The organism is Parvimonas sp. D2, assembly GCF_035282635.1.
Taxonomy (GTDB): Bacteria; Bacillota; Clostridia; order Tissierellales; family Peptoniphilaceae; genus Parvimonas.
Genome location: NZ_JAYKBO010000001.1, coordinates 446,062 through 465,994, shown reverse-complemented (window position 1 = coordinate 465,994; position 19,933 = coordinate 446,062). Strand labels below are relative to the sequence as shown.

The 19,933-nt window shown below is 29.5% G+C and carries 23 protein-coding genes; all 23 read left to right on the top strand.

Annotated features, from left to right (window positions below; all coding sequences use genetic code 11):
- The first annotated feature begins 47 nt into the window (after nucleotides 1-47).
- The 23 genes from VJI77_RS02235 (at nucleotide 48) to ruvB (ending at nucleotide 19,907) form a co-directional block, all read left to right on the top strand.
- Entirely contained in the window at nucleotides 48-455 is a 408-nt protein-coding gene (locus VJI77_RS02235; protein WP_323988088.1) for a polyketide cyclase, read from the top strand.
- A gap of 9 nt (nucleotides 456-464) precedes the next feature.
- Nucleotides 465-911 carry a MarR family winged helix-turn-helix transcriptional regulator gene (locus tag VJI77_RS02230; protein WP_323988087.1) on the top strand — a complete coding sequence of 149 codons (447 nt, stop codon included), beginning with the start codon at nucleotides 465-467 and terminating at the stop codon, nucleotides 909-911.
- 134 nt (nucleotides 912-1,045) lie between these two features.
- Nucleotides 1,046-1,543, top strand: coding sequence for a hypothetical protein (locus tag VJI77_RS02225; RefSeq protein ID WP_323988086.1), 498 nt, complete (start codon nucleotides 1,046-1,048; stop codon nucleotides 1,541-1,543).
- A 195-nt stretch (nucleotides 1,544-1,738) separates the two neighbouring features.
- Nucleotides 1,739-2,852, top strand: a protein-coding gene (gene prfB / locus VJI77_RS02220) for a peptide chain release factor 2 (protein WP_323988085.1) whose coding sequence is annotated in 2 segments (ribosomal slippage) — nucleotides 1,739-1,813 and nucleotides 1,815-2,852 — 1,113 coding nt in all. Because the reading frame shifts where the segments join, the coding sequence is not laid out codon by codon here.
- A gap of 99 nt (nucleotides 2,853-2,951) precedes the next feature.
- The gene (locus VJI77_RS02215; protein WP_323988084.1) at nucleotides 2,952-3,569 is read left to right on the top strand and encodes a regulatory protein RecX; all 618 of its coding nucleotides are present in this window, start codon (nucleotides 2,952-2,954) and stop codon (nucleotides 3,567-3,569) included.
- On the top strand, nucleotides 3,566-3,850 hold the full coding sequence (locus VJI77_RS02210) for a GIY-YIG nuclease family protein (RefSeq protein WP_323988083.1): 285 nt from the start codon (nucleotides 3,566-3,568) through the stop codon (nucleotides 3,848-3,850). Before VJI77_RS02215 ends, VJI77_RS02210 begins: the two co-directional genes overlap by 4 nt.
- Entirely contained in the window at nucleotides 3,850-4,668 is an 819-nt protein-coding gene (locus tag VJI77_RS02205) for a hypothetical protein (RefSeq protein WP_293439935.1), read from the top strand. Before VJI77_RS02210 ends, VJI77_RS02205 begins: the two co-directional genes overlap by 1 nt.
- Nucleotides 4,669-4,677: 9 nt before the next feature.
- The gene (locus VJI77_RS02200) at nucleotides 4,678-4,899 is read left to right on the top strand and encodes a YdbC family protein (protein ID WP_009372535.1); all 222 of its coding nucleotides are present in this window, start codon (nucleotides 4,678-4,680) and stop codon (nucleotides 4,897-4,899) included.
- 1 nt (nucleotide 4,900) lies between these two features.
- Nucleotides 4,901-5,683, top strand: a complete 783-nt coding sequence (locus VJI77_RS02195) for a DnaJ domain-containing protein (RefSeq protein WP_323988082.1) — start codon at nucleotides 4,901-4,903, stop codon at nucleotides 5,681-5,683.
- A gap of 77 nt (nucleotides 5,684-5,760) precedes the next feature.
- Nucleotides 5,761-6,972, top strand: coding sequence for a peptidase T (gene pepT / locus VJI77_RS02190; RefSeq protein WP_313960982.1), 1,212 nt, complete (start codon nucleotides 5,761-5,763; stop codon nucleotides 6,970-6,972).
- 1 nt (nucleotide 6,973) lies between these two features.
- Nucleotides 6,974-8,362, top strand: coding sequence for a beta-Ala-His dipeptidase (gene pepD / locus VJI77_RS02185; RefSeq protein WP_323988081.1), 1,389 nt, complete (start codon nucleotides 6,974-6,976; stop codon nucleotides 8,360-8,362).
- Nucleotides 8,363-8,482: 120 nt separating this feature from the next.
- Nucleotides 8,483-9,457 (top strand): dihydropteroate synthase, encoded by a 975-nt coding sequence (gene folP / locus VJI77_RS02180; RefSeq protein WP_323988080.1) that lies wholly within the window; start codon nucleotides 8,483-8,485, stop codon nucleotides 9,455-9,457.
- An 8-nt stretch (nucleotides 9,458-9,465) separates the two neighbouring features.
- Nucleotides 9,466-9,933 (top strand): 2-amino-4-hydroxy-6-hydroxymethyldihydropteridine diphosphokinase, encoded by a 468-nt coding sequence (gene folK, locus VJI77_RS02175; RefSeq protein ID WP_009447938.1) that lies wholly within the window; start codon nucleotides 9,466-9,468, stop codon nucleotides 9,931-9,933.
- Between the two features lie 80 nt (nucleotides 9,934-10,013).
- Nucleotides 10,014-10,712, top strand: a complete 699-nt coding sequence (deoD, locus tag VJI77_RS02170; protein ID WP_009448231.1) for a purine-nucleoside phosphorylase — start codon at nucleotides 10,014-10,016, stop codon at nucleotides 10,710-10,712.
- The gene (gene deoC, locus VJI77_RS02165; RefSeq protein ID WP_009372505.1) at nucleotides 10,712-11,356 is read left to right on the top strand and encodes a deoxyribose-phosphate aldolase; all 645 of its coding nucleotides are present in this window, start codon (nucleotides 10,712-10,714) and stop codon (nucleotides 11,354-11,356) included. The genes deoD and deoC overlap by 1 nt, the downstream gene beginning before the upstream one ends.
- Nucleotides 11,357-11,473: 117 nt before the next feature.
- Nucleotides 11,474-12,541: a peptide-methionine (R)-S-oxide reductase MsrB gene (msrB, locus tag VJI77_RS02160; protein WP_323988079.1), complete on the top strand. Its 1,068-nt coding sequence runs from the start codon at nucleotides 11,474-11,476 to the stop codon at nucleotides 12,539-12,541.
- Between the two features lie 248 nt (nucleotides 12,542-12,789).
- Nucleotides 12,790-14,244: an alanine/glycine:cation symporter family protein gene (locus VJI77_RS02155; protein ID WP_313960975.1), complete on the top strand. Its 1,455-nt coding sequence runs from the start codon at nucleotides 12,790-12,792 to the stop codon at nucleotides 14,242-14,244.
- Nucleotides 14,245-14,473: 229 nt separating this feature from the next.
- A complete protein-coding gene (locus VJI77_RS02150; protein ID WP_323988078.1) occupies nucleotides 14,474-16,066 on the top strand; it encodes a glucosaminidase domain-containing protein in 1,593 nt (530 codons plus the stop codon).
- Between the two features lie 27 nt (nucleotides 16,067-16,093).
- Complete coding sequence (locus VJI77_RS02145; RefSeq protein ID WP_323988076.1) at nucleotides 16,094-17,023, top strand: DMT family transporter; 930 nt, start codon at nucleotides 16,094-16,096, stop codon at nucleotides 17,021-17,023.
- A 112-nt stretch (nucleotides 17,024-17,135) separates the two neighbouring features.
- A complete protein-coding gene (locus VJI77_RS02140) occupies nucleotides 17,136-17,654 on the top strand; it encodes a hypothetical protein (protein ID WP_009372543.1) in 519 nt (172 codons plus the stop codon).
- A 132-nt stretch (nucleotides 17,655-17,786) separates the two neighbouring features.
- A complete protein-coding gene (gene ruvC / locus VJI77_RS02135) occupies nucleotides 17,787-18,281 on the top strand; it encodes a crossover junction endodeoxyribonuclease RuvC (protein ID WP_009372675.1) in 495 nt (164 codons plus the stop codon).
- Nucleotides 18,282-18,288: 7 nt separating this feature from the next.
- A complete protein-coding gene (gene ruvA, locus VJI77_RS02130; protein ID WP_323988075.1) occupies nucleotides 18,289-18,891 on the top strand; it encodes a Holliday junction branch migration protein RuvA in 603 nt (200 codons plus the stop codon).
- Nucleotides 18,892-18,899: 8 nt separating this feature from the next.
- Nucleotides 18,900-19,907 carry a Holliday junction branch migration DNA helicase RuvB gene (gene ruvB, locus VJI77_RS02125; RefSeq protein ID WP_323988074.1) on the top strand — a complete coding sequence of 336 codons (1,008 nt, stop codon included), beginning with the start codon at nucleotides 18,900-18,902 and terminating at the stop codon, nucleotides 19,905-19,907.
- Nucleotides 19,908-19,933: the final 26 nt, after the last annotated feature.

Genomic DNA, 19,933 nt, shown 5'->3' with positions numbered 1-19,933 from the left:
AAATTATTTATAATAAGTATACATATAATAAAAAAGGAGGAAATATAATGGAATTTAGTTTTAGTTTAAAAATCAAAGCAGTGAAAGAAAAAGTCTGGGAGTATTATGCAAATATTGAAAAATGGTATGATTGGGAGAAAGATTTAAAAAATATCACATTAAAAGATGGGTTTAAGACAGGTTCATATGGAACTATGGAACTTGAAGGGATGCCTCCTATGGAATATCAGCTTACTCTTGTAAGACCTTTTGAAGAATTTTGGGATAAAACAGAAACTCCATTTGGAGATATTCTTTTCGGTCATCAAATAATTGATAATAATGATGGAAGTGTTAACATAAAACATTCTGTAATTTTAAGCAGTGAAGATGAACGACATTTAGAATTTTTAAGTCAAGTTTTTTCAGATGTACCTCAGTCCATATTTACTTTAAAAAAATGTTTGGAAGGATAAGGTGATATTTTGTTTGTATCAAAATATAAGAACAATTCAGAAAAATCGACGGGATTATTATTTATGAGAGTGTACAATAAATGGCATTTTACGATAAAAAATGAATTGAAAAAAGTGAACCTAACACATCCTCAATTTGTTGTATTAGCAACCCTTGCTTATTTATCACAAAATAATGCCGAAGTTACACAGGTTATGATTTCTAAAATCTCAGGGATAGATGTTATGACTGTATCTCAAATATTAAATCTACTAGAAAAACACAATTTTGTAAATAGAAAAGAACATTCGAAAGACACAAGGGCAAAAACAGTTGTTTTGAATAAAAAAGGAGAAGATATTTTACAAAAAGCTGTTCCTTTAGTTGAGAGAATTGATGAAATTTTTTTTGGAAAGTTAGATAATGATGAAGATCGATTTAAACAATTTCTTGCTAAGTTAAATCAGGAATTATAATCCAGGGAAATATCAAAATTGTCGTCTATGTTTTTATAAAAGAACAGTATTATAGGTAAAGTCAAATCTGTAAATGTATAAAAAATTATGTTATATCTTTTATGAATATTTATTTGGGAGGTTTGTATTTATATATGAATAATTTTTTTGAAGCATTGATAGGAGAAAAATCAGAAATCAAAAATATATTTTCTCCTCTAATTGGAGAATGGGAAATTGAATGGGTTGATGGAAAAGGAACTGAAAAAGAAAGGCATGTAATAGGAGAATGGTTGTTTTCAGAGATATTGAATGGTCAAGGAATTCAAGATGTTTTCATTTGTCCTTCAAGAGTAGAAAGAGCTGTAAATCCACAACCGGATGCTGAATATGGTACAACTATAAGAATATATAACCCTAAAAAGAAAAAATGGGATATTTGCTATTCTTGTTTAGGAAAAATGGTTTGTTTGGAAGCAGAAAAAATAGATGATAAAATTGTACTAGTGAATAAAGAGAAAACAGAGGGTCTTAATCAATGGATATTTTCAAATATTACTCTCGATACATTTCATTGGGAAAGCAAGACGTCTTTTGATAATGGCAAGAGTTGGGTTACAAATGGTGAAGTATTTGCAAAGAGAAAATATTGAATATATAGATTGAATTTAATATGAAAGGTAGTGTAAAAAATTTTTTTATCTTAACACACTACCTTTTTTGTTGGACTTGACGAAAATATCTTAATAGTATAAAATTAACTGTAATTATATTTTCATTATTGGAAGTGTAATTAGCTCTATTTTTAAATGAAAAGATTGTATTTTATTGTTGTCGTTGGAGGAGAGATGGAAAATTTAAGTACAGTAATTGAAAGGTTAAAAAAACTGCAACAAAATTTATCAGAAATTGGTGATTCACTTTGACATTTCCAAGTTAGAGGATGAATATAGGAGTCTTGAAGCTCAGAGCTTTAAGGAAGATTTTTGGAATGATTCTAAAAGTGCAAAGTCAATTTTAGATAATATGAAAAATTTAAAATTTAAGATTGAAACTTTTACTTGTCTAAGTCAAAAAATTGTAGATTCTGTAGAATTTTTAGAAATTCTATCTGATGAAGAATTTATGGAATATGAAAAAGAAGCATTAAAGAATATTCACAATATTGAAAAGGAATATTTATCATTGAAATTAAATACCTTAATGGTTGGAGAATATGACTCAAATAATGCCATTTTAGAAATTCATGCTGGTGCAGGTGGCACAGATGCACAAGACTGGACTGAAATGTTACAACGTCTTTATACAAGATGGATTAGCAGCAAGGGTTTTTCTTTTTCAATTTTGGATTACAATTCTGATACTGAAGGAGGAATTAAGTCTGTTACTTTAAAAGTTGAGGGAAAAAATGCCTATGGATTTTTAAAAGGGGAAAAAGGAGTTCATAGACTTGTTAGAATTTCTCCTTATGATTCTTCAAATAAGAGACATACAAGTTTTGCAAGTGTAGATGTTTTTCCGGAAATTGAAGAAATTACTGATATTGAAATAAATCCTAAAGATTTACGAATTGATACTTATAGATCTGGTGGAGCAGGTGGGCAACATGTTAATAAAACAGATTCTGCAGTTAGAATAACTCATATTCCAACGGGAGTAACTGTTTCCTGCCAATCTGAAAGAAGCCAAATGTTTAATAGAGATACAGCGATGAGACAACTTGTTGCAAAGCTTTTGATTATAAAGCAGGAAGAAAATAGAGAAAAAATAGAAGATATTCAAGGTAAATATTCTCAGATTGCATGGGGTTCACAGATAAGGTCTTATGTTTTTCAACCTTATACACTTGTAAAAGATCATAGGACAGGTTATGAGACTGGAAATGTGGAGTCCGTTATGAATGGGAATATTGATGAATTTATAAATCAATATTTATGTGGGTTAGTAAAAAAAAGCAGGTGATTTTATGAAAAGAGAAACAGCAACTAGAATTATTGCACTTATATTAGCTTTAATGATGGTAGTAGGAGTATTACCAACTGTTATAGGATTATTTAAGTAATGCAAGTTACAAGTATAAATTATAGTAAACCTAAAGAAGTTTTTGAAGTAATTTTTGAAGATGAAACAAAACTTCTTTTGAATTACAATATTTTTGAAAAGTATAAAGTTTCTGTTGATATGGATTTTTCAGAAGATGAAATTTTAGAAATGAAGTATTTTTCAGATATTGAAAGAGCAAAGTCAAGAGCAATTAATTATATTTCTGGAAAATTGAAAACAAAATATGAAGTGAGATTAAAACTTAAAGAGAATGGCTTTGCAGAAGAGGTCATAGATGAAGTTTTAGATATTTTAGAAAAAGAGGAATATCTAAACGATAAAATCTATTGTGAAATATTTATTGAAGATAAGAAAAAACTAAATGGATATGGAAAAAATAAAATAAAATCTTTATTAATTCAAAAAGGAATTTCTAAGAATATTTTTGAAGACTTTTTAGATGAATTTGAATATGATGAAGAATTTGATAATGCCCTTAAAATGGGTATAAAAAAGTTGAACCTATTGTCTAATGAAGAGGATAAATTCAAGAAAAAGCAAAAAGTTATAAACTATTTAGCTTATAGAGGTTTTGGTTTTGATGTGATAAATGATGTTTTAAAGGAAATATTATGATGACTTTTGTTTATATGTTGGAGTGTAAAGATGGAAGTTTTTATACTGGCTATACAACTGATTTAAAAGCTAGATTTGAAAAGCACAATTCAGGCTGTGGAGCAAAATATACTAGAGGAAGGACTCCTGTAAAACTCGTTTATTTTGAAATTTTTGAAACAAAGTCTGAAGCACTTAAGAGAGAAATTAATATAAAAAAGATGAATAGGTTAAAAAAAGAAAAATTAGTATTAAATTTTGATAAAAGCAAATTTTCTACTTATATGGAAGGTGATGTTTAATGATTAATGAAAATTTATATAATCAATATAATGATTTAAGAGAAAATTTAGCGGAATTATTACTTTTAAAAGAGGAAATTATTTCAATTAGGAATGACTTAGTTTTAGAAGATGATGAAAAGTTTAAACTTTTATATAAAAAAAATATTGAAAATCTTATGAAAATTCAAAAGTCTCTTGAAAGAGATGTTATGAATCTTTTTAGGGCAGGAGAAATTTTAAAAACTCTTGAATTTGCAGATAATTTTGTAGATGTAAGTCAAGTTTATACAATTATAGACTCAGAAAATAAAAATAGCAAAAGATTTAATTCAAATGAAGTTAAAAATTTTGTAGGACTATTTGACGAACTAGATATAGAAGAAAAAAATACTTGTGATGATGTCTTTAAGGCGATTGCAAAAGAAATTTCTCCTCAAACAAATAGTAAAAATTGGGATAAAGAACTTTGGAAAAAGACGCTAAAAGCAAAAGCTGATGACAGCAAAAGAACAATGAATAAAATTTTTAAAGCTATTGAAGAAGAAAGATTGATAAAAAATCCGATAGATTTTGATATTGATGAGTATTCGGAAAATATTCGAACTTTAGAGAATAATTTGAAATTTTTGCAAAGAGAAGTAAAAAATCTTGGGGAATCCTGTAAAGATACCCTTGATGAGAAAAAGGTTGAAAGAATGCAAAAGTTATTGAAAAAAGTTGAGAATAGAAAGGCAGATATAAATCATTCAATTGAAATTTTAACAAAAATAAAAAATGGTTTAATGGATGGATTTATAGCTTCTTTGCCTACAAATAAAAATGGAATGTTAAATTAGGAGGAGAAAATGGAATTAAAATTCGAAATTGCAGAGGAATTAGGAATTCTTTCTGAAAATGAAAAAGGTTGGAGAAAAGAGTTAAATTTAGTTAGTTGGAATGAAAGAGAACCAAAATACGATATAAGAGATTGGAATCCAAGTCATGAAAGAATGTCTAAAGGTATAACTCTTACAAAGGAAGAAGCTCAAGCGCTTTATGAAATTTTAAAGGAAGAATTTGGAGAATAGTGTGAAAAAACTTTTTGGAAAATTTATTTTAGGACTTTCAAAAGTCTTGGATGTAATTTTAGGAGCAATAGTAACAGGCTTATCTTATATTGTAAATTTACTAAGCAGTATTTCCGTATTTTTAGTATTAATTGGAATAGCTTTTTTAACTTTAGGTTCGTTTTTACTTCCTTTAGTGCTTATATTTTTACTTTCAAATCCAGTTTTTTGGCTAATTATATTTATCTTTTTCATAGTTCCATTTTTGGGAAAGAAATTTATTTCTTTTCTAAGATACATTAATTACTCTTTATGTGAATATTTGAATGATTATGGAAATTTTTTGTTGGGGAATAATAAGGGATATTCATCTTTTAAAGAATATAAAAGAAAATATGAAAGAGCTCAAGAAGAACAATATGAAAGAGAAAGAGAAGAAAGACAAAGACGAGAACAAGAAGAATGGGAAAGAAGATTTAATGCTTTTAATGAATATTTTTCAAATCAGGGCGGATACTATGGAGGATATCAAGGTTATCAAGGATATTATCAAAATGCTGGTGCAAGTTATGACCCATATAGTGATTTTAAGAATAAATTCGAAAATGCTTGCAGAGTTTTAGAGTTTAACACTTTTGATATAGATTACTATCAAGTTAAGTTGCAATATAGAAAACTTGCAAAAAAATATCATCCGGATTTGAATAGAGATACAGATACCACTGAAAAATTTCAAGAGATTAATTCAGCCTTTGAATTTTTAACAGAAGAAAATATAAAAAGATATAATCAAATGAAAAGATAGCAGAAGATAATTGCTATCTTTTTTTAATTTTAAAATTGTGGTAAAATAGATATGAAATAAATTATTTGGAGGTAGTTATGAATATAGTAGATCGTTTTGTGGAATATGCAAAAATGGACACTCAATCAAATCCTAAGTCTGAAACAGTTCCTTCTTCAGAGAAACAAAAGAACTTGGGAAATTTACTTGTAAAGCAATTAAAAGAAATGGGAATTGAAAATGCTCATATTGATGAAAAGGGTTATGTTTATGCTCATTTGAAATCAAATGTAGAAAACAATCTAAAAAAAGTTGGTTTTATTGCACATATGGATACTGCAACAGAACTTACCGGAGCAAATGTAAATCCTCAATTTGTTGATTACAAAGGCGGAGATATTAAGTTAAATGATGAAGTGACGATGTCTGTAAAAGAGTTTCCTTGCTTAAAAGAAGTTGTTGGAGAAAGATTAATAACAACTGATGGAAATACTTTATTGGGGGCAGATGATAAGTCAGGAATTGCAATTATTATGGATGCAATTCAAAAAATTACATCAAATAATTTACCACATGGTGATATTTCAATAGGCTTTACTCCTGATGAAGAAATAGGACGTGGAGCAGACCATTTTGATGTTAAAAAATTTGGTGCAGACTTTGCTTATACAATTGACGGTGGACCTATTGGAGAACTTGAATATGAAAGTTTCAATGCTTGCAGTGCAATTGTGGATATTAAAGGTAAAAATGTTCATCCGGGTTCAGCAAAAGATATTATGAGAAATTCACTTATGGTTGCTCATAATCTTTTATCAATGTTACCTGCAAATGAAAGACCAGAACATACAGAAGGATATGACGGTTTTTATCATCTATTAGAAATGAAAGGTGATACTGAAAATACTCATATGGAATTTATTATAAGAGATTTTGATAGAGCAAAATTTGAAAATAAAAAAGAATATATGAAAAAAATAGTTGAAGTTTTAAATTTCAGATATGATAATTCAATTACTTTAGAACTTAAAGATTCATATTACAATATGAGAGAAAAATTAGAAGACAGAAAAGATATAATTGATTTAGCATATAATTCAATGGTTGAAATTGGAATTACTCCAAAAATTCAAGCAATTAGAGGTGGTACTGACGGATCAAGACTTTCTTTCATGGGACTTCCTTGTCCAAATATTTTTGCTGGTGGATTTAACTTCCATGGTAGATATGAATTTGTTCCTATTTCATATATGGAAAAAGGTTCAGAATTACTTGTAAAAATTGTAGAAAACATTGTAAAAGGAGAATAATATGAATTTAAAGCCAGAAAGAGTTTTTCACTATTTTAGAGAACTTTCAGATATTCCTCGTGAATCACATAATGAAAAGGCAGTATCTGATTACATCTATAATTTTGGTAAAAAATTAGGACTTGAAACAAAGCAAGATAATATTCTTAATGTCTATATAAGAAAACCTGCAACAAAGGGATATGAAAATAAACCAGGAATAATTCTACAAGGACATATGGATATGGTTTGTGAAAAAGCTACAAGCTCAAAACATAATTTTGCAACAGATAAAATTGAATGGGTAGTTAAAGATGATTTACTTTTTGCAAATAATACTACACTTGGAGCAGATGACGGAATTGCAGTTGCAATGGCAATGGCAATTTTAGAAGATGAAACTCTAGTTCATCCAGAGCTTGAAGTACTTATTACAGTTACTGAAGAAACAACAATGGCAGGAGCTTTAGGACTTGAAAAAGGTCTTTTAAAAGGAAAATATCTTTTTAATATCGATTCCGAAGAAGAAGGTATTTTAACTCTTGGTTCCGCTGGTGGTACTTTATTTAAAACAAATTTGGAATTAAAATTTGAAAATAAGGAAGTAGAGCTTGTTAAACTTCATTTTGACGGATATCTAGGCGGACATTCAGGAATGGAAATTGGCAAGAATAGAAGAAATATGATTAAAACAATTGCTGAATTTATAAAAGAAAGCGGACTTTCAATCTCCAGTGTAAACTGTGGAAATAAAGATAATGCAATTCCTAGAGTTGGAGAAATTGTAATTGAAAATTCACCAAAATTAGATGAATTAATTGCTAAATTTACAGGAAAATACAATGGTGAAGAACAACTTACAATAGATAAAAAAGAAACATTTAATGGAAAAGTTTTAACAAACGCATTAAAAAATACTCTAGTTGATATTTTAGAAGAATTGCCAACAGGGGTTAATTCAAAAGATGAAACTGGAATTATAAGTTCATCAAACCTTGCAATAGTTCAAACTACTGAAAATGAAATTATAATCCGTGACTCTATTCGTTCATCTTCATTGAGTATTTTAGCAGATATGAAGTCATCTTTTAGTAAAATCGGAGAAAAATTTGGCTTGAATTATGAATTTTCAGGTGGTTATCCTTCATGGGAAAAGAAAGAAAATTCAACACTACAAAAATATGCAAACAAAGTTTATAAAGAGTTAACTGGAAAGGAATTTGAAAATATTATAGTTCATGCAGGACTTGAATGTGGAGCAGTTTATGAAAAATATCCAAATCTTGAGTTGATTTCATTTGGACCTGACATTAGAGGTGCACATACTCCACAAGAAAATCTTTCAATTCCTTCAACTGAAAGAGTTTATGACTTTACACTAAAATTAATTGAAGAAATTGCAAAAAATTAATTTTAAAATTTTACTGAAAATCAGCTAAGCGATTAGCTGATTTTTTTATATTGATATTTTAAGTTTTATTTAATATAATAAATATATAATAATTAAAAATTATTTTATATGGGGGTCTTTATGAGTGATATCGAATTTAAGTTTGGGAGTAAGTCAATCAAAAATGGAGAAAGTACAAAGTTATGTTCAATTTTGAATGTGACACCAGATTCTTTTTCAGATGGTGGAAAATACTTTGATATTGATAGAGCTGTAAAAAGAGCAAAAGAGCTTGTTTCAAAAGGGGCATATATGCTTGATATAGGAGGAGAGTCAACAAGACCTGGAAGTAAATTAATTTCCGCAGAAGAAGAGATTGAAAGAATTGTTCCGATTATCAAGGCAATTAAGTCTGAAATGGATGTTGTAATTTCAGTTGATACTTGGAAATCTGAAGTTGCTAAGGCAGCAATAGATGCGGGTGTGGATATTATTAACGATATTACAGGTTTACTCGGTGATGAAAAAATGGTTGATGTCATTGCAAATTCAAATGTTGGATATATTATGATGTTTAATCCCGTAATTATAAGACCTGAACATGAAGGTGCAAAAATTTTTCCAAAGTTTGGCAAAAATGTTTTTATGACAGATAAAGATTTGGAATATTTACAAAGTTTAGATATTTTAGACATGATGGAAGAATGTTTTAATAAAACTTTAAAGATTGCCATTTCAAAGGGGATAGATAAATCAAGAATTTGTTTAGATCCCGGTATCGGTTTTGCTCTTACAAAAAGAGAAAACTTAGAATTGATTAAGGGAATAGATAGAATTCATGATATGGGATATTTATCCTTTTTAGGAGTTTCCAGAAAGAGATTTGTAGTAAATATTTTAACTGAAAATAATATTGACTCAGATATAAAAACAGAAGAAGGACTTTCTAATGTAGATTTTGCATCTGCATATTTAAGTGCGATTGCATCTTTTAAAGGTGTAAATATACTAAGAGTTCATGATTTTGATAAACATTTTTCAGCAATTTTAATTGGAGATGCAATTAGAATGGCAGATAAAAGCGAAGATATTAATTTTGGAGCATATAAAAAATAGGAGGACTTATGAGTAAAGTTTGGATTGCTTTAGGTAGTAATATGGGAGAAGGTCGGAAAAATCTTGATTTAGCAATTAAGATGATGAACGAAAGAGGAGTTTTAGTTGAAAAAGTTTCAACTTATATAGAAACTGAGCCTTATGGTTATACAGAACAGGATAACTTTGTAAATGCAGTTTGTATAGCCGAGACAAAGCTTAGTCCTAGAGAGCTTTTAGAAGTTCTTTTGAAAATAGAGCTTGATATGGGACGAGTTAGAATAATCAAATGGGGGCCAAGAATTATCGACTTAGATATTTTATTCTATGAAGATTTAATAATTGATGAAGAAGATTTAAAAGTTCCACATATTGAAATACAAAAAAGGTCTTTTGTTTTAGAGCCTATGAATGAGATAAGTCCGGATAAAATTCATCCTGTATTTAAAAAGACTGTTCATCAATTATTGTTGGATTTAAACTCTTGTGATATTTAGAGTTTAGGCTATTATTCTTGAAAAAATAGAGTTTTTATGTTAATATTATGTAAGATAAAAGATAATTAAGGAGGTTTTTTATGACACCACATAATAGAGCGATAGAAGGAGAAATTGCAGAAACTGTCTTAATGCCAGGAGATCCTTTAAGAGCGAAGTTTATTGCAGAAAATTTTTTAGAAGATGTTACATTATTTAATGATGTAAGAGGAATGTTAGGTTATACAGGAACTTATAAAGGTAAAAAAGTTTCAGTAATGGGAAGCGGAATGGGTGTTCCATCAATTGGAATTTACTCTTATGAGTTAATTCATTTTTATGGAGTTAAGAATTTAATCAGAATCGGTTCTTGTGGAGCTTATAGTGATAAACTTAAATTATATGATGTAGTTGTAGGAATGGCTGCTTCAACAGATTCAAATTTTGCTCATCAATATAAATTAGATGGAACATATTCAGCAAACTGTTCTTGGGAACTTTTAAGAAAAACTTATGAAGCATCAAAAGAACAAAATATTGACATCAATGTAGGTAATATTTTCTGTTCAGACATTTTCTATAATGCTTCACCTGAAGATTGGAAAAAATGGGCACAAATGGGAGTTCTAGCAGTAGATATGGAAAGTTATGCTCTTTATTGTAATGCTAATTATGCAGGAGTTAATGCAATTACAATTTTAACTGTTTCAGACTCATTCCATTTTAAAGAAATTACAACTCCTGAAGAAAGACAAAATAGTTTTACAACTATGATGAAATTAGCATTGGAGATAGCATAATGGAATTAAATAGATATATGGATCATACTGCATTAAAGGCAGATACTACTTATGAAATGATAGACAAACTTTGTGAAGAGGCTAAAAAATATGACTTTTTCTCTGTTTGTGTAAATGGTTGTCATGTAAAAAGATGTGCTGAAAACTTAAAAGGTTCAAATACTAAAGTTTGTACTGTTGTAGGATTTCCACTAGGAGCAATGACAACAGAAAGTAAAGTTTTTGAAACTGAAAATGCAATCAAAAATGGTGCAAATGAAATTGATATGGTAATCAATATAGGTGCATTAAAATCAAATGATTTAGATTTTGTATTTAATGATATAAAAGCGCTAGTAGATGCCACAAGAGGAAAAGCACTTTTAAAAGTTATTATAGAAACTTGTCTTTTAACAGATGAAGAAATTGTAAAAGTTTCTGAACTTTGTGTTAAGGCTGGAGCTGAATTTGTAAAAACTTCAACAGGGTTTAGCACTTCAGGTGCAAATGAACATGTTGTTGCACTTATGAAAAAAACTGTAGGAGACAAAGCAAAAGTTAAAGCAAGTGGAGGAATAAGAGATAAGGCTACTGCTTTAAAAATGATAGAATTAGGTGCTGACAGATTAGGCGTAAGTGCAAGTGTAAAAATAATTTCAGAATAATTTATGGAAGTTGGAAACAACTTCCTTTTTTTATAATTACGATTTTTTAAATACATTTGATTGGTATTATCTTTTGGAGGGTATATTTTTTATAAAATCAGGAAGGGGATGATTTTTATGAAAAAAATTTTAATACCTTTTATTTTATGTGTTTTTATAATAGGATTTGTAGTAACATATAAAATAAAAACTAGAAAAGGAGAGCGAGTTATGGAAAAACCAAAAGTTGATTTAAGTTCAATTAAGAACAAAGGAGAAATCTATTTAGCAGGAGGTTGTTTCTGGGGTGTTGAAGGATATTTTTCAAAAATAGAAGGTATTGCAGATACAACTGTTGGATATGCAAATGGAAACGGCTCTGAGACAAGTTATGAAAAAATTAAGAGTACTGATCACGCAGAAACTGTGCATATAGTTTATGATAAAGATAAAATTTCTCTTGAAGAAATTTTACAACATTATTTTAGGATAATTGAACCTACAAGTGTTAATAAACAAGGTAATGACAGTGGAAGACAATATAGAACAGGAGTTTACTATGTTGATGAAAATGATAAAACTGTTATAGAAAAATTTATCAATGATCAAAGAGCAAATTTTGATAAGCCTATAACTGTTGAAGTTGAAAAACTTAAGAATTTTGTTGTCGCTGAAGAGTATCATCAAGATTATTTGAAGAAACATCCAAATGGATATTGTCATATTGACTTAGGTCTTGCGGATAAACCTCTTGAAAGAAGAGATGGAAAATATAAAAAGCCAAGCAAAGAAGAACTAAAAAATAAATTGAGCGAATTGGAATATAATGTTACACAAAATGGAGCAACTGAAAGAGCATTTTCAAGTAAATATGATAAATTTGATGAAAAAGGAATTTATGTTGATATAGTAACAGGAGAACCGCTTTTTTCTTCAAAAGATAAATATGATGCTGGTTGTGGATGGCCAAGTTTTACCAAACCAATAGATGAAAATATTAATTATAAAAAAGATCGTAGTCATGGACTTGAAAGAATTGAAGTAAAAAGCAAAGGCGGAGATTCACATTTGGGACATGTTTTTGACGATGGCCCTAAGGATAAGGGTGGAAAGAGATATTGTATCAATGGAGCTTCTTTGAGATTTATTCCTTTAGAGGATATGGAAAAAGAAGGTTATGGAAAATATATTGATAAAGTTAAGTAAAAATATTTTTTATATTTAAATGGGAAAAGGTATATAATTATAATTATTTAATTATATACCTTTTTTGTCGTGAAAAAATAATGCTATTAAGTACTCGGTTTGTGGAAAATGTTAAAAATAGTCAAATTTTTAAACTGAATTTTTATAATTAATTTCCTATAAAATCTCAAAAGTTTTCCCGAAAACATATTGACTTATACCCTAATAAAGTGTATAATACAATTAATAAATTTTATAGGAGGTATTATATGAACTTATTATCTAATTTAGTATTACTAAGCGGTTCAGGACTTGTTGATACTATCAACAAAATAAACGATTTTATCGCTGGTAATATACTTATGTATGGTTTGTTATTTGCGGGATTGTTCCTTTCATTTATTTTGGGCTTCCCACAAATCACAAAAATGGGAAAGGCTTTTAAATTAGTTTTTGGAGGACTTTTCAAAAAACAAGAAGGACCTAAAGAAGAAGGTTCTATGTCTTCATTCCAAGCATTGGCAACAGCAGTTGCTGCTCAAGTAGGAACAGGTAACGTAGCAGGGGTTGCAACTGCTATTACAGCAGGTGGACCTGGAGCAATTTTCTGGATGTGGTTATCAGCATTCTTTGGAATGGGAACAATTTTTGTAGAAGCAGTTTTAGCTCAAAAATATAGATCTAAAATTGACGGAGAATTTGTTGGTGGACCTGCATATTACATATCAAAAGGCATGAAGAAAACTGGAGCATTTGCTAAAATTCTTGCAGGATTTTTCTCAATTGCAATAGTATTGGCTTTAGGATTTATGGGTAATGCTGTTCAATCAAACTCAATAGCATCAGGTATTAAAGGTATTCAAGGACTTGAAAATATTAACCCAGCTATTATTGGTGTTGTTATTGCTATTTTAGCAGCTTTAATTTTCATCGGTGGTATTGACAGAATTGCAAAATTTGCTGAACTTGTAGTTCCTGTTATGGCTGCAGTTTATATCTTAGGAAGTTTAGTAATTTTAGTTATGTTTGCTAATAAGATTGGACCTACTTTCGCATGGATTTTCAAGAGTGCATTTAACGGTACAGCAGTAGCCGGTGGTATCGCTGGGGCAGCAGTTAAAGCGGCTGTTCAAAAAGGGGTTGCAAGAGGATTATTCTCTAATGAAGCTGGTATGGGTTCAACACCTCATGCTCATGCTGTAGCACACGTAAAACACCCTGCTGAACAAGGTTTAACAGCTATAATCGGTGTATTCATTGATACAGTTTTAGTATGTTCTGCAACAGCACTTTCTATTTTAGTAACAGGTGCTTATGAAGTTAAGGGAGCTGATGGAAAATTCTTAGCCGGAGCACAATTAACTCAACAAGCTTTCAGAACTGCATTTGGATCAGGCGGAGCTATTTTCTTAGCCGTTTGTTTATCATTCTTCGCATTTACAACTATAGTTGGTTGGTACTATTTCGGAGAATCAAATATCAAATACTTATTTGGTAAAGCTGGACTTTTACCTTATAGAGCTATAGTTCTTATTTGTATCATAGCTGGTTCTCTTGGAGAAGTTGCTATCGTTTGGTCATTAGCAGATATCTTCAACAGTTTAATGGTATTACCAAACTTAGTTGCTATCCTTTGGTTATCATTTGAAGCTAGAGATATTATGAAAGACTACAATCAATGTTTATTAAACAATGATGTACATTATGATTACGAAGTAAAATAGTAATTAATTATATAAATTTAGGAGAGATGAGATCTCTCCTTTTTTTATATTCAATTTTCTATTTAAAAATTTTTTGTTAAAAATATGCTTTTAATAATTTTGTAACACTTTTGTAATAATTTTGTAATTTTTAGTGCTTATTTTTAGCTATTTGTTGATGTTATAGAAAAAATATGTTAAAATTAATTACATTAGATGATTATTAAAAAATAATTATTAGGAGGTATTTATGAGAATAAACAAAAAAGTTTTAGTATTTTCTCTAGTAATGTTGAGTGGATTAGGACTTAAGAGTACATTTGAAAGTGATAAATTAATAGAAGCAAAAGAGTATAGAAATAAAATATTTTATGGAGATGATGGAAAACCTGCAAACTGGTGGTACAATGACGGTGAAGCATGGTACTTTTTCCGTAATGGTAAAAAACATACTGGTTATGGCAATGATGCAAATGGGAAAAGATATTTTTCTGGTGGAAAATATTTAAACTGGTGGGCTAATGATGGTGATGGTTGGTACTTTTTCCAAGATGGTAAAAAACATACTGGCTATGGCAATGATGCAAGTGGAGAAAAATTCTTTTCTAAAGGAAAATATGCAAACTGGTGGGCTAATGATGGTAAAGCTTGGTATTTTTTCCAAGATGGTAAAAAACATACTGGCTACGGAAAAGATGCTAATGGAAAAAAATTCTTTTCTGAAGGAAAATATGCAAACTGGTGGGCTGATGATGGTAAAGAATGGTACTTTTTCCAAGATGGAGTAAAATTTACAGGTACAGCAGAAGATGCATCTGGGAAAAGGGATTTTAAAAATGGAAAATACTCAAAAGATACAAAAAGCAAATATAAATATGGTTTATTCTTTGATAGTGAAGGAGATTTAGCTAATTGGTGGTGTGAAGTTGGAAAAGAGTGGTACTTTTTCCAAAACGGAAAGAAACATAGCGGTTATGGAAAAGATGCCAACGGAAAGAAATATTTTTATAATGGAAAATATACAAATGGCTGGTACGACGATGGTAAAGCTTGGTACTTTTTCCAAAATGGAGCTAAACATAGTGGCTATGGAGAAGATGGCAATGGAATGAAATATTTTGATAACGGAAAATATGCAAACTGGTGGCATAAAGATGGCGAAAAATGGTATTATTTCAATGACGGAGATAAACATAGTGGATATGGCAATGATGCAAATGGAAGAAAATTCTTCTACAATGGAAAATATGCCGATGGTTGGTATGATGATGGTAAAGATTGGTACTTCTTCAAAGATGGAGAAAAGTTTACTGGTAGAGCTAAGGATGCGTCAGGATATAGAAATTTTGTAAATGGAAAATATGGAACAAAATCTTATAATAATGCTTTTATAGATAAAATAGTTACAGGAGTTTTAAAGGCTGTTAAAGGTAAAGGACTATTCCCATCAATTGCAGTTGCACAAGCTTGTTTGGAAACTGGTTTTGGAAGTGATAGTTTATCACCAGCTCCAATTTATAATTTATTTGGAATAAAAGCTGCTAAAGATACTCCACCTTCAAGATATTATGAAATAAGAACAGCTGAGTATAAAAACGGTGTAAAATATTATATTACAGCAAAGTTTATGAAGTTCTCAGGTTATGATGAAGCATTTGAATATTATGCTAATTTATTTACAAAAAGTAAATGGCTTAGAAGATATTATGCAGGAGTTTTATCTGCAAAATCTCCAGAAGAAGCTGCTAGAGCTTTAACTGGAACTTATGCGACAGATCCTAATTATGGTAAAAAACTTCTTAATATAATTGATAAATATGGCTTAAGAGAATTAGATAAATAAATTTTTCCGAATGGAGTATAACTTTAGATGAAAAAATTTAAGAACGAATTTGTAGGACTTTCCTCAGGGTTTTTGTGGGCAGTCAATGGTATGGTATTGTCTTTGCTTATGGAAAGTGGATTGATGAAAAACTATAATGCAGAAATTATATTCTTTCTACCTTTAGTTTTTGCAGGATTCAATGATCTATTTGCAGGATTATTTGTTCTTGGATATAATGGATTTTTAGGAAAATTGAAGATGATATTACCCGCATTGAAAACAAAGACTGGTAAATGGGTCTGCTTTGCGGGTTTAATAGGAGGGCCTGTTGGACAATGCTCATATATAATGGGGATTTCTCTAGCGGGTCCTGCTTATGCAATACCAATTTCCGCATTATGTCCAATGTTTGGAACTATTTTATCTTTTATATTTTTAAAAGAAAAAATTAATTTTAAAACTTTTATTTGTATAGTTGGTTGTATCGCAGGAACATTTGTTCTTTCTTATACAAAACCTACAGGAAATTACCCATATTTTTATCTTGGAATTTTGTTTTCTTTGCTTGCAGGCTTTAGTTGGGGTCTTGAAGCAACAATTGTAAGTTTTGCAACAAAAGAAGAGCTTGAAGAGGAAATAATACTAAATATAAGGGAAATGATATCTGGAATTAGTATATTATTTTTAGTTTTACCTTGTTTAAGTTTGTTTGGTAGTTTTGTTACAACAATACAAAGTTTTGGTACAATAGGATATTTGGTTTTTGCTGGATTTTTTGCCGCATTAAGTTATTTGCTTTATTATAAAGGAATGAATTTAAATGGAGTTCCAAAGGGAATGGTTTTAAATAGTACCTTTAGTTTATGGAGTGTTGTTTTGTCAGTTATATTTTTATCTACTCCACTAACTTTAACTTTATTGATTGGTGTTGTTATTGTAACTATATCAATAATAGGTTTATCATTTAGTAGTTAGGTATTACACAGAAATAGATAAATTATTTTAATAATTTTGTTTTAAAGTATTTATTTAAAATTGAAAATGTAGTATAATAAATATATATGAAAAATAGAAGGAGGAAATTTGTATGCATCCAATGTTACAAAAACATGTAGACACAGGTTATATGAAAGAAGAACATGGTCTATATATCGAAGAAGCTATTGCTAAAGGAGAAACTTTAATTATTTCAGGACATAGATCTGCTGGAATTAGACCATTCATGGCAGCTATTATGGCTGTTGCTAAAGGTTCACATAAGACTGTTCAAGTTAAAGACGAAGCTGGAATCGAAGCTGCAAGTGATGTAGATTATATTTTAATTCCTGCACTTACAGAAGAAAACTGTGAATCAATGGTTCAAGCTGCTTTCAATAAAAAAGGAATGTCAACTATTACTTTCAAAGAAACTGAACTTAAATATTCAATGATGAAAATCATGAAAACTCAAGCTAAAGAAGTTGGAGATTTAAGCAAAGTTGTTCATTTAATTGAATGTAGAAAATTAGATGGTATTCCACATTTAATTAATTTTAGTAAAATGACTTATGACGAAAAAGGAAAAGTTAAGAGAGAAGATTTACTAAGTTGTGAAGATTACGAATAAGATTAAGAGCAAGAATTTAATTCTTGCTTTTTTTTGTGCATAAAATTCCTTTATGAAAAAATCCTAAAATAATCTTAATTGAAAAAAATTGTTTTTTATGTTATGATATTTGATAGTATTGGAGGATTTTTTGTGATTATTTTTGGATTAGATCCCGGAATTGCAATTGTTGGTTATGGAATTATAGAGGCTATCGGGAATAGAGTAAGACTTATAGATTATGGAGTAATTGAAACAAAAGCAGGAATTCCACTTCCTGATAGGCTTAAAATTATTGATGAAGAATTGAACAAATTAATAGAACTACATAATGTTGATGAACTTGCAATTGAAGAGTTATTTTTTAATAAAAATGTAAAAACTGTAATCAATGTTGCACAGGCAAGAGGGGTTGAGATTTTATCCTTTATAAAGAAGAATATCTTGGCTTATGAATATACTCCTTTACAAGTTAAACAAGCCATTACAGGATATGGTAGAGCGGACAAAAAGCAAATGCAAGAGAGTGTTAAGATGATTTTTAAACTTAAATCCGTTCCTAAACCCGATGATGCTGCAGATGCTTTGGCTATTGCACTTTGCCATTTTTTTAGCTTGAAATTTAAAGAACAATTTAGAATGAAATAGGTGTTTTATGTACGAATATATTAGTGGAGAACTTAAATTTATATATAATGATTATATTGTTATAGATAATGGTGGAATAGGTTATAAGATTTTTACTTCCAACAATACATTATTTAATGTAACTGTTGGAGATTTTTATACAATTTATACAGATTACATAGTAAAAGAAGATTATGTCGCTCTATTCGGATTTAAAACTATGGCTGAACTTTCAATGTTTAAACTACTTGTAAGTGTAAATAGTATTGGTCCAAAGGTGGCGTGTGGAATTTTATCATCAATGTCTGTTGATAGTTTGAAATTGACTATTGTAAATGGAGATGCAGTTGCTCTTGCTACAGCTAAAGGTGTGGGTAAGAAAACTGCACAAAAAATCATTTTGGAATTAAAGGATAAAATTTCAATTGACAGTATCAGTAGCAAGGATATTTCAGGAATGGAAGTTTCGACTTTAGATAATGGAAAAGACTTGGAAAAGAGAGAACTTGTTTCTGATGCTTTAATAAATTTAGGATTTATGAAAAATGATATTGAGAGATTTCTTTCAAGTATAAATATTGATGAAATGGAAATTGAAGATATAATTAAACTTAGTATGAAAAAATTATAGGTGTTAGTATGTTTGAAGATTATGAAGATAGAATTATAGGTACTGGGTTTTCTAGGGAAGATATTGAAATAGAGACCAGTTTAAGACCGAAATGGATTGATGAATATATTGGTCAAGAAAAAGCAAAAGAAAGACTTAAAATTTTTATTGAGGCTGCAAAAACAAGAAATGAGCCTCTTGACCATAGTTTGCTTTATGGTCCTCCGGGACTTGGAAAAACAACTCTTGCAAATATCATTGCAAATGAAATGGGCGTTAATATCAGAGTTACTTCAGGACCTGCTATAGAAAAGCCAAGTGATCTTGCAAGTATTTTGACGAATTTAAGTAAAGATGATGTTTTGTTTATAGATGAAATTCACAGAATAAATAGAAGTGTTGAAGAAATTTTATATCCTGCAATGGAAGACTATGCACTTGATATAATAATTGGTAAAGGTCCAAGTGCCAGAAGTCTTAGAATTGACCTTGAAAAATTTACTTTGATAGGTGCAACGACAAGAACAGGACAACTTACAGGACCACTTCGTGACAGATTTGGAATTATGTTGAGTCTTGAATTATATAGTATTGAAAATTTACAAAAAATAATTACAAGATCTGCAGGAATTTTGGGAATTGAAATTGAACCTGAGGGAGCGCTTGAAATTGCAAGACGTTCCAGAGGAACTCCTAGAATTGCAAACAGACTTTTAAAGAGAGTTCGAGACTTTGCACAAGTTAAGAGAAATGGAAAAATTGATTTACAAACTAGCAAAGACGGGCTTGATATTTTGGAAGTGGATTCTCTTGGTCTTGATACGATAGACAGAAAAATAATAACTACAATAATAGATAATTTTTCAGGAGGCCCTGTTGGAATTGATACAATAGCAGCATCCACCGGTGAGGAGAGAATTACAATTGAAGATGTCTATGAACCTTATTTACTACAAATAGGATTTTTAAGTAGAACAAGCAGAGGAAGAATTGTAACTGAAAAAGCATACAATCATTTTGGAAGAATAAAAAAGTAAAATATATTATTAGTGTATTTCAGAGT

Bases quoted from the DNA above. Each gene is read 5' to 3' on its own strand.
- VJI77_RS02235 (WP_323988088.1), top strand. From the start codon at position 48: ATGGAATTTAGTTTTAGTTTAAAAATCAAAGCAGTGAAAGAAAAAGTC.
- VJI77_RS02225 (WP_323988086.1), top strand. From the start codon at position 1,046: ATGAATAATTTTTTTGAAGCATTGATAGGAGAAAAATCAGAAATCAAA.
- VJI77_RS02215 (WP_323988084.1), top strand. From the start codon at position 2,952: ATGCAAGTTACAAGTATAAATTATAGTAAACCTAAAGAAGTTTTTGAA.
- VJI77_RS02210 (WP_323988083.1), top strand. From the start codon at position 3,566: ATGATGACTTTTGTTTATATGTTGGAGTGTAAAGATGGAAGTTTTTAT.
- VJI77_RS02205 (WP_293439935.1), top strand. From the start codon at position 3,850: ATGATTAATGAAAATTTATATAATCAATATAATGATTTAAGAGAAAAT.
- VJI77_RS02200 (WP_009372535.1), top strand. From the start codon at position 4,678: ATGGAATTAAAATTCGAAATTGCAGAGGAATTAGGAATTCTTTCTGAA.
- pepT (WP_313960982.1), top strand. From the start codon at position 5,761: ATGAATATAGTAGATCGTTTTGTGGAATATGCAAAAATGGACACTCAA.
- pepD (WP_323988081.1), top strand. From the start codon at position 6,974: ATGAATTTAAAGCCAGAAAGAGTTTTTCACTATTTTAGAGAACTTTCA.
- folP (WP_323988080.1), top strand. From the start codon at position 8,483: ATGAGTGATATCGAATTTAAGTTTGGGAGTAAGTCAATCAAAAATGGA.
- folK (WP_009447938.1), top strand. From the start codon at position 9,466: ATGAGTAAAGTTTGGATTGCTTTAGGTAGTAATATGGGAGAAGGTCGG.
- deoD (WP_009448231.1), top strand. From the start codon at position 10,014: ATGACACCACATAATAGAGCGATAGAAGGAGAAATTGCAGAAACTGTC.
- deoC (WP_009372505.1), top strand. From the start codon at position 10,712: ATGGAATTAAATAGATATATGGATCATACTGCATTAAAGGCAGATACT.
- msrB (WP_323988079.1), top strand. From the start codon at position 11,474: ATGAAAAAAATTTTAATACCTTTTATTTTATGTGTTTTTATAATAGGA.
- VJI77_RS02155 (WP_313960975.1), top strand. From the start codon at position 12,790: ATGAACTTATTATCTAATTTAGTATTACTAAGCGGTTCAGGACTTGTT.
- VJI77_RS02150 (WP_323988078.1), top strand. From the start codon at position 14,474: ATGAGAATAAACAAAAAAGTTTTAGTATTTTCTCTAGTAATGTTGAGT.
- VJI77_RS02145 (WP_323988076.1), top strand. From the start codon at position 16,094: ATGAAAAAATTTAAGAACGAATTTGTAGGACTTTCCTCAGGGTTTTTG.
- VJI77_RS02140 (WP_009372543.1), top strand. From the start codon at position 17,136: ATGCATCCAATGTTACAAAAACATGTAGACACAGGTTATATGAAAGAA.
- ruvA (WP_323988075.1), top strand. From the start codon at position 18,289: ATGTACGAATATATTAGTGGAGAACTTAAATTTATATATAATGATTAT.
- ruvB (WP_323988074.1), top strand. From the start codon at position 18,900: ATGTTTGAAGATTATGAAGATAGAATTATAGGTACTGGGTTTTCTAGG.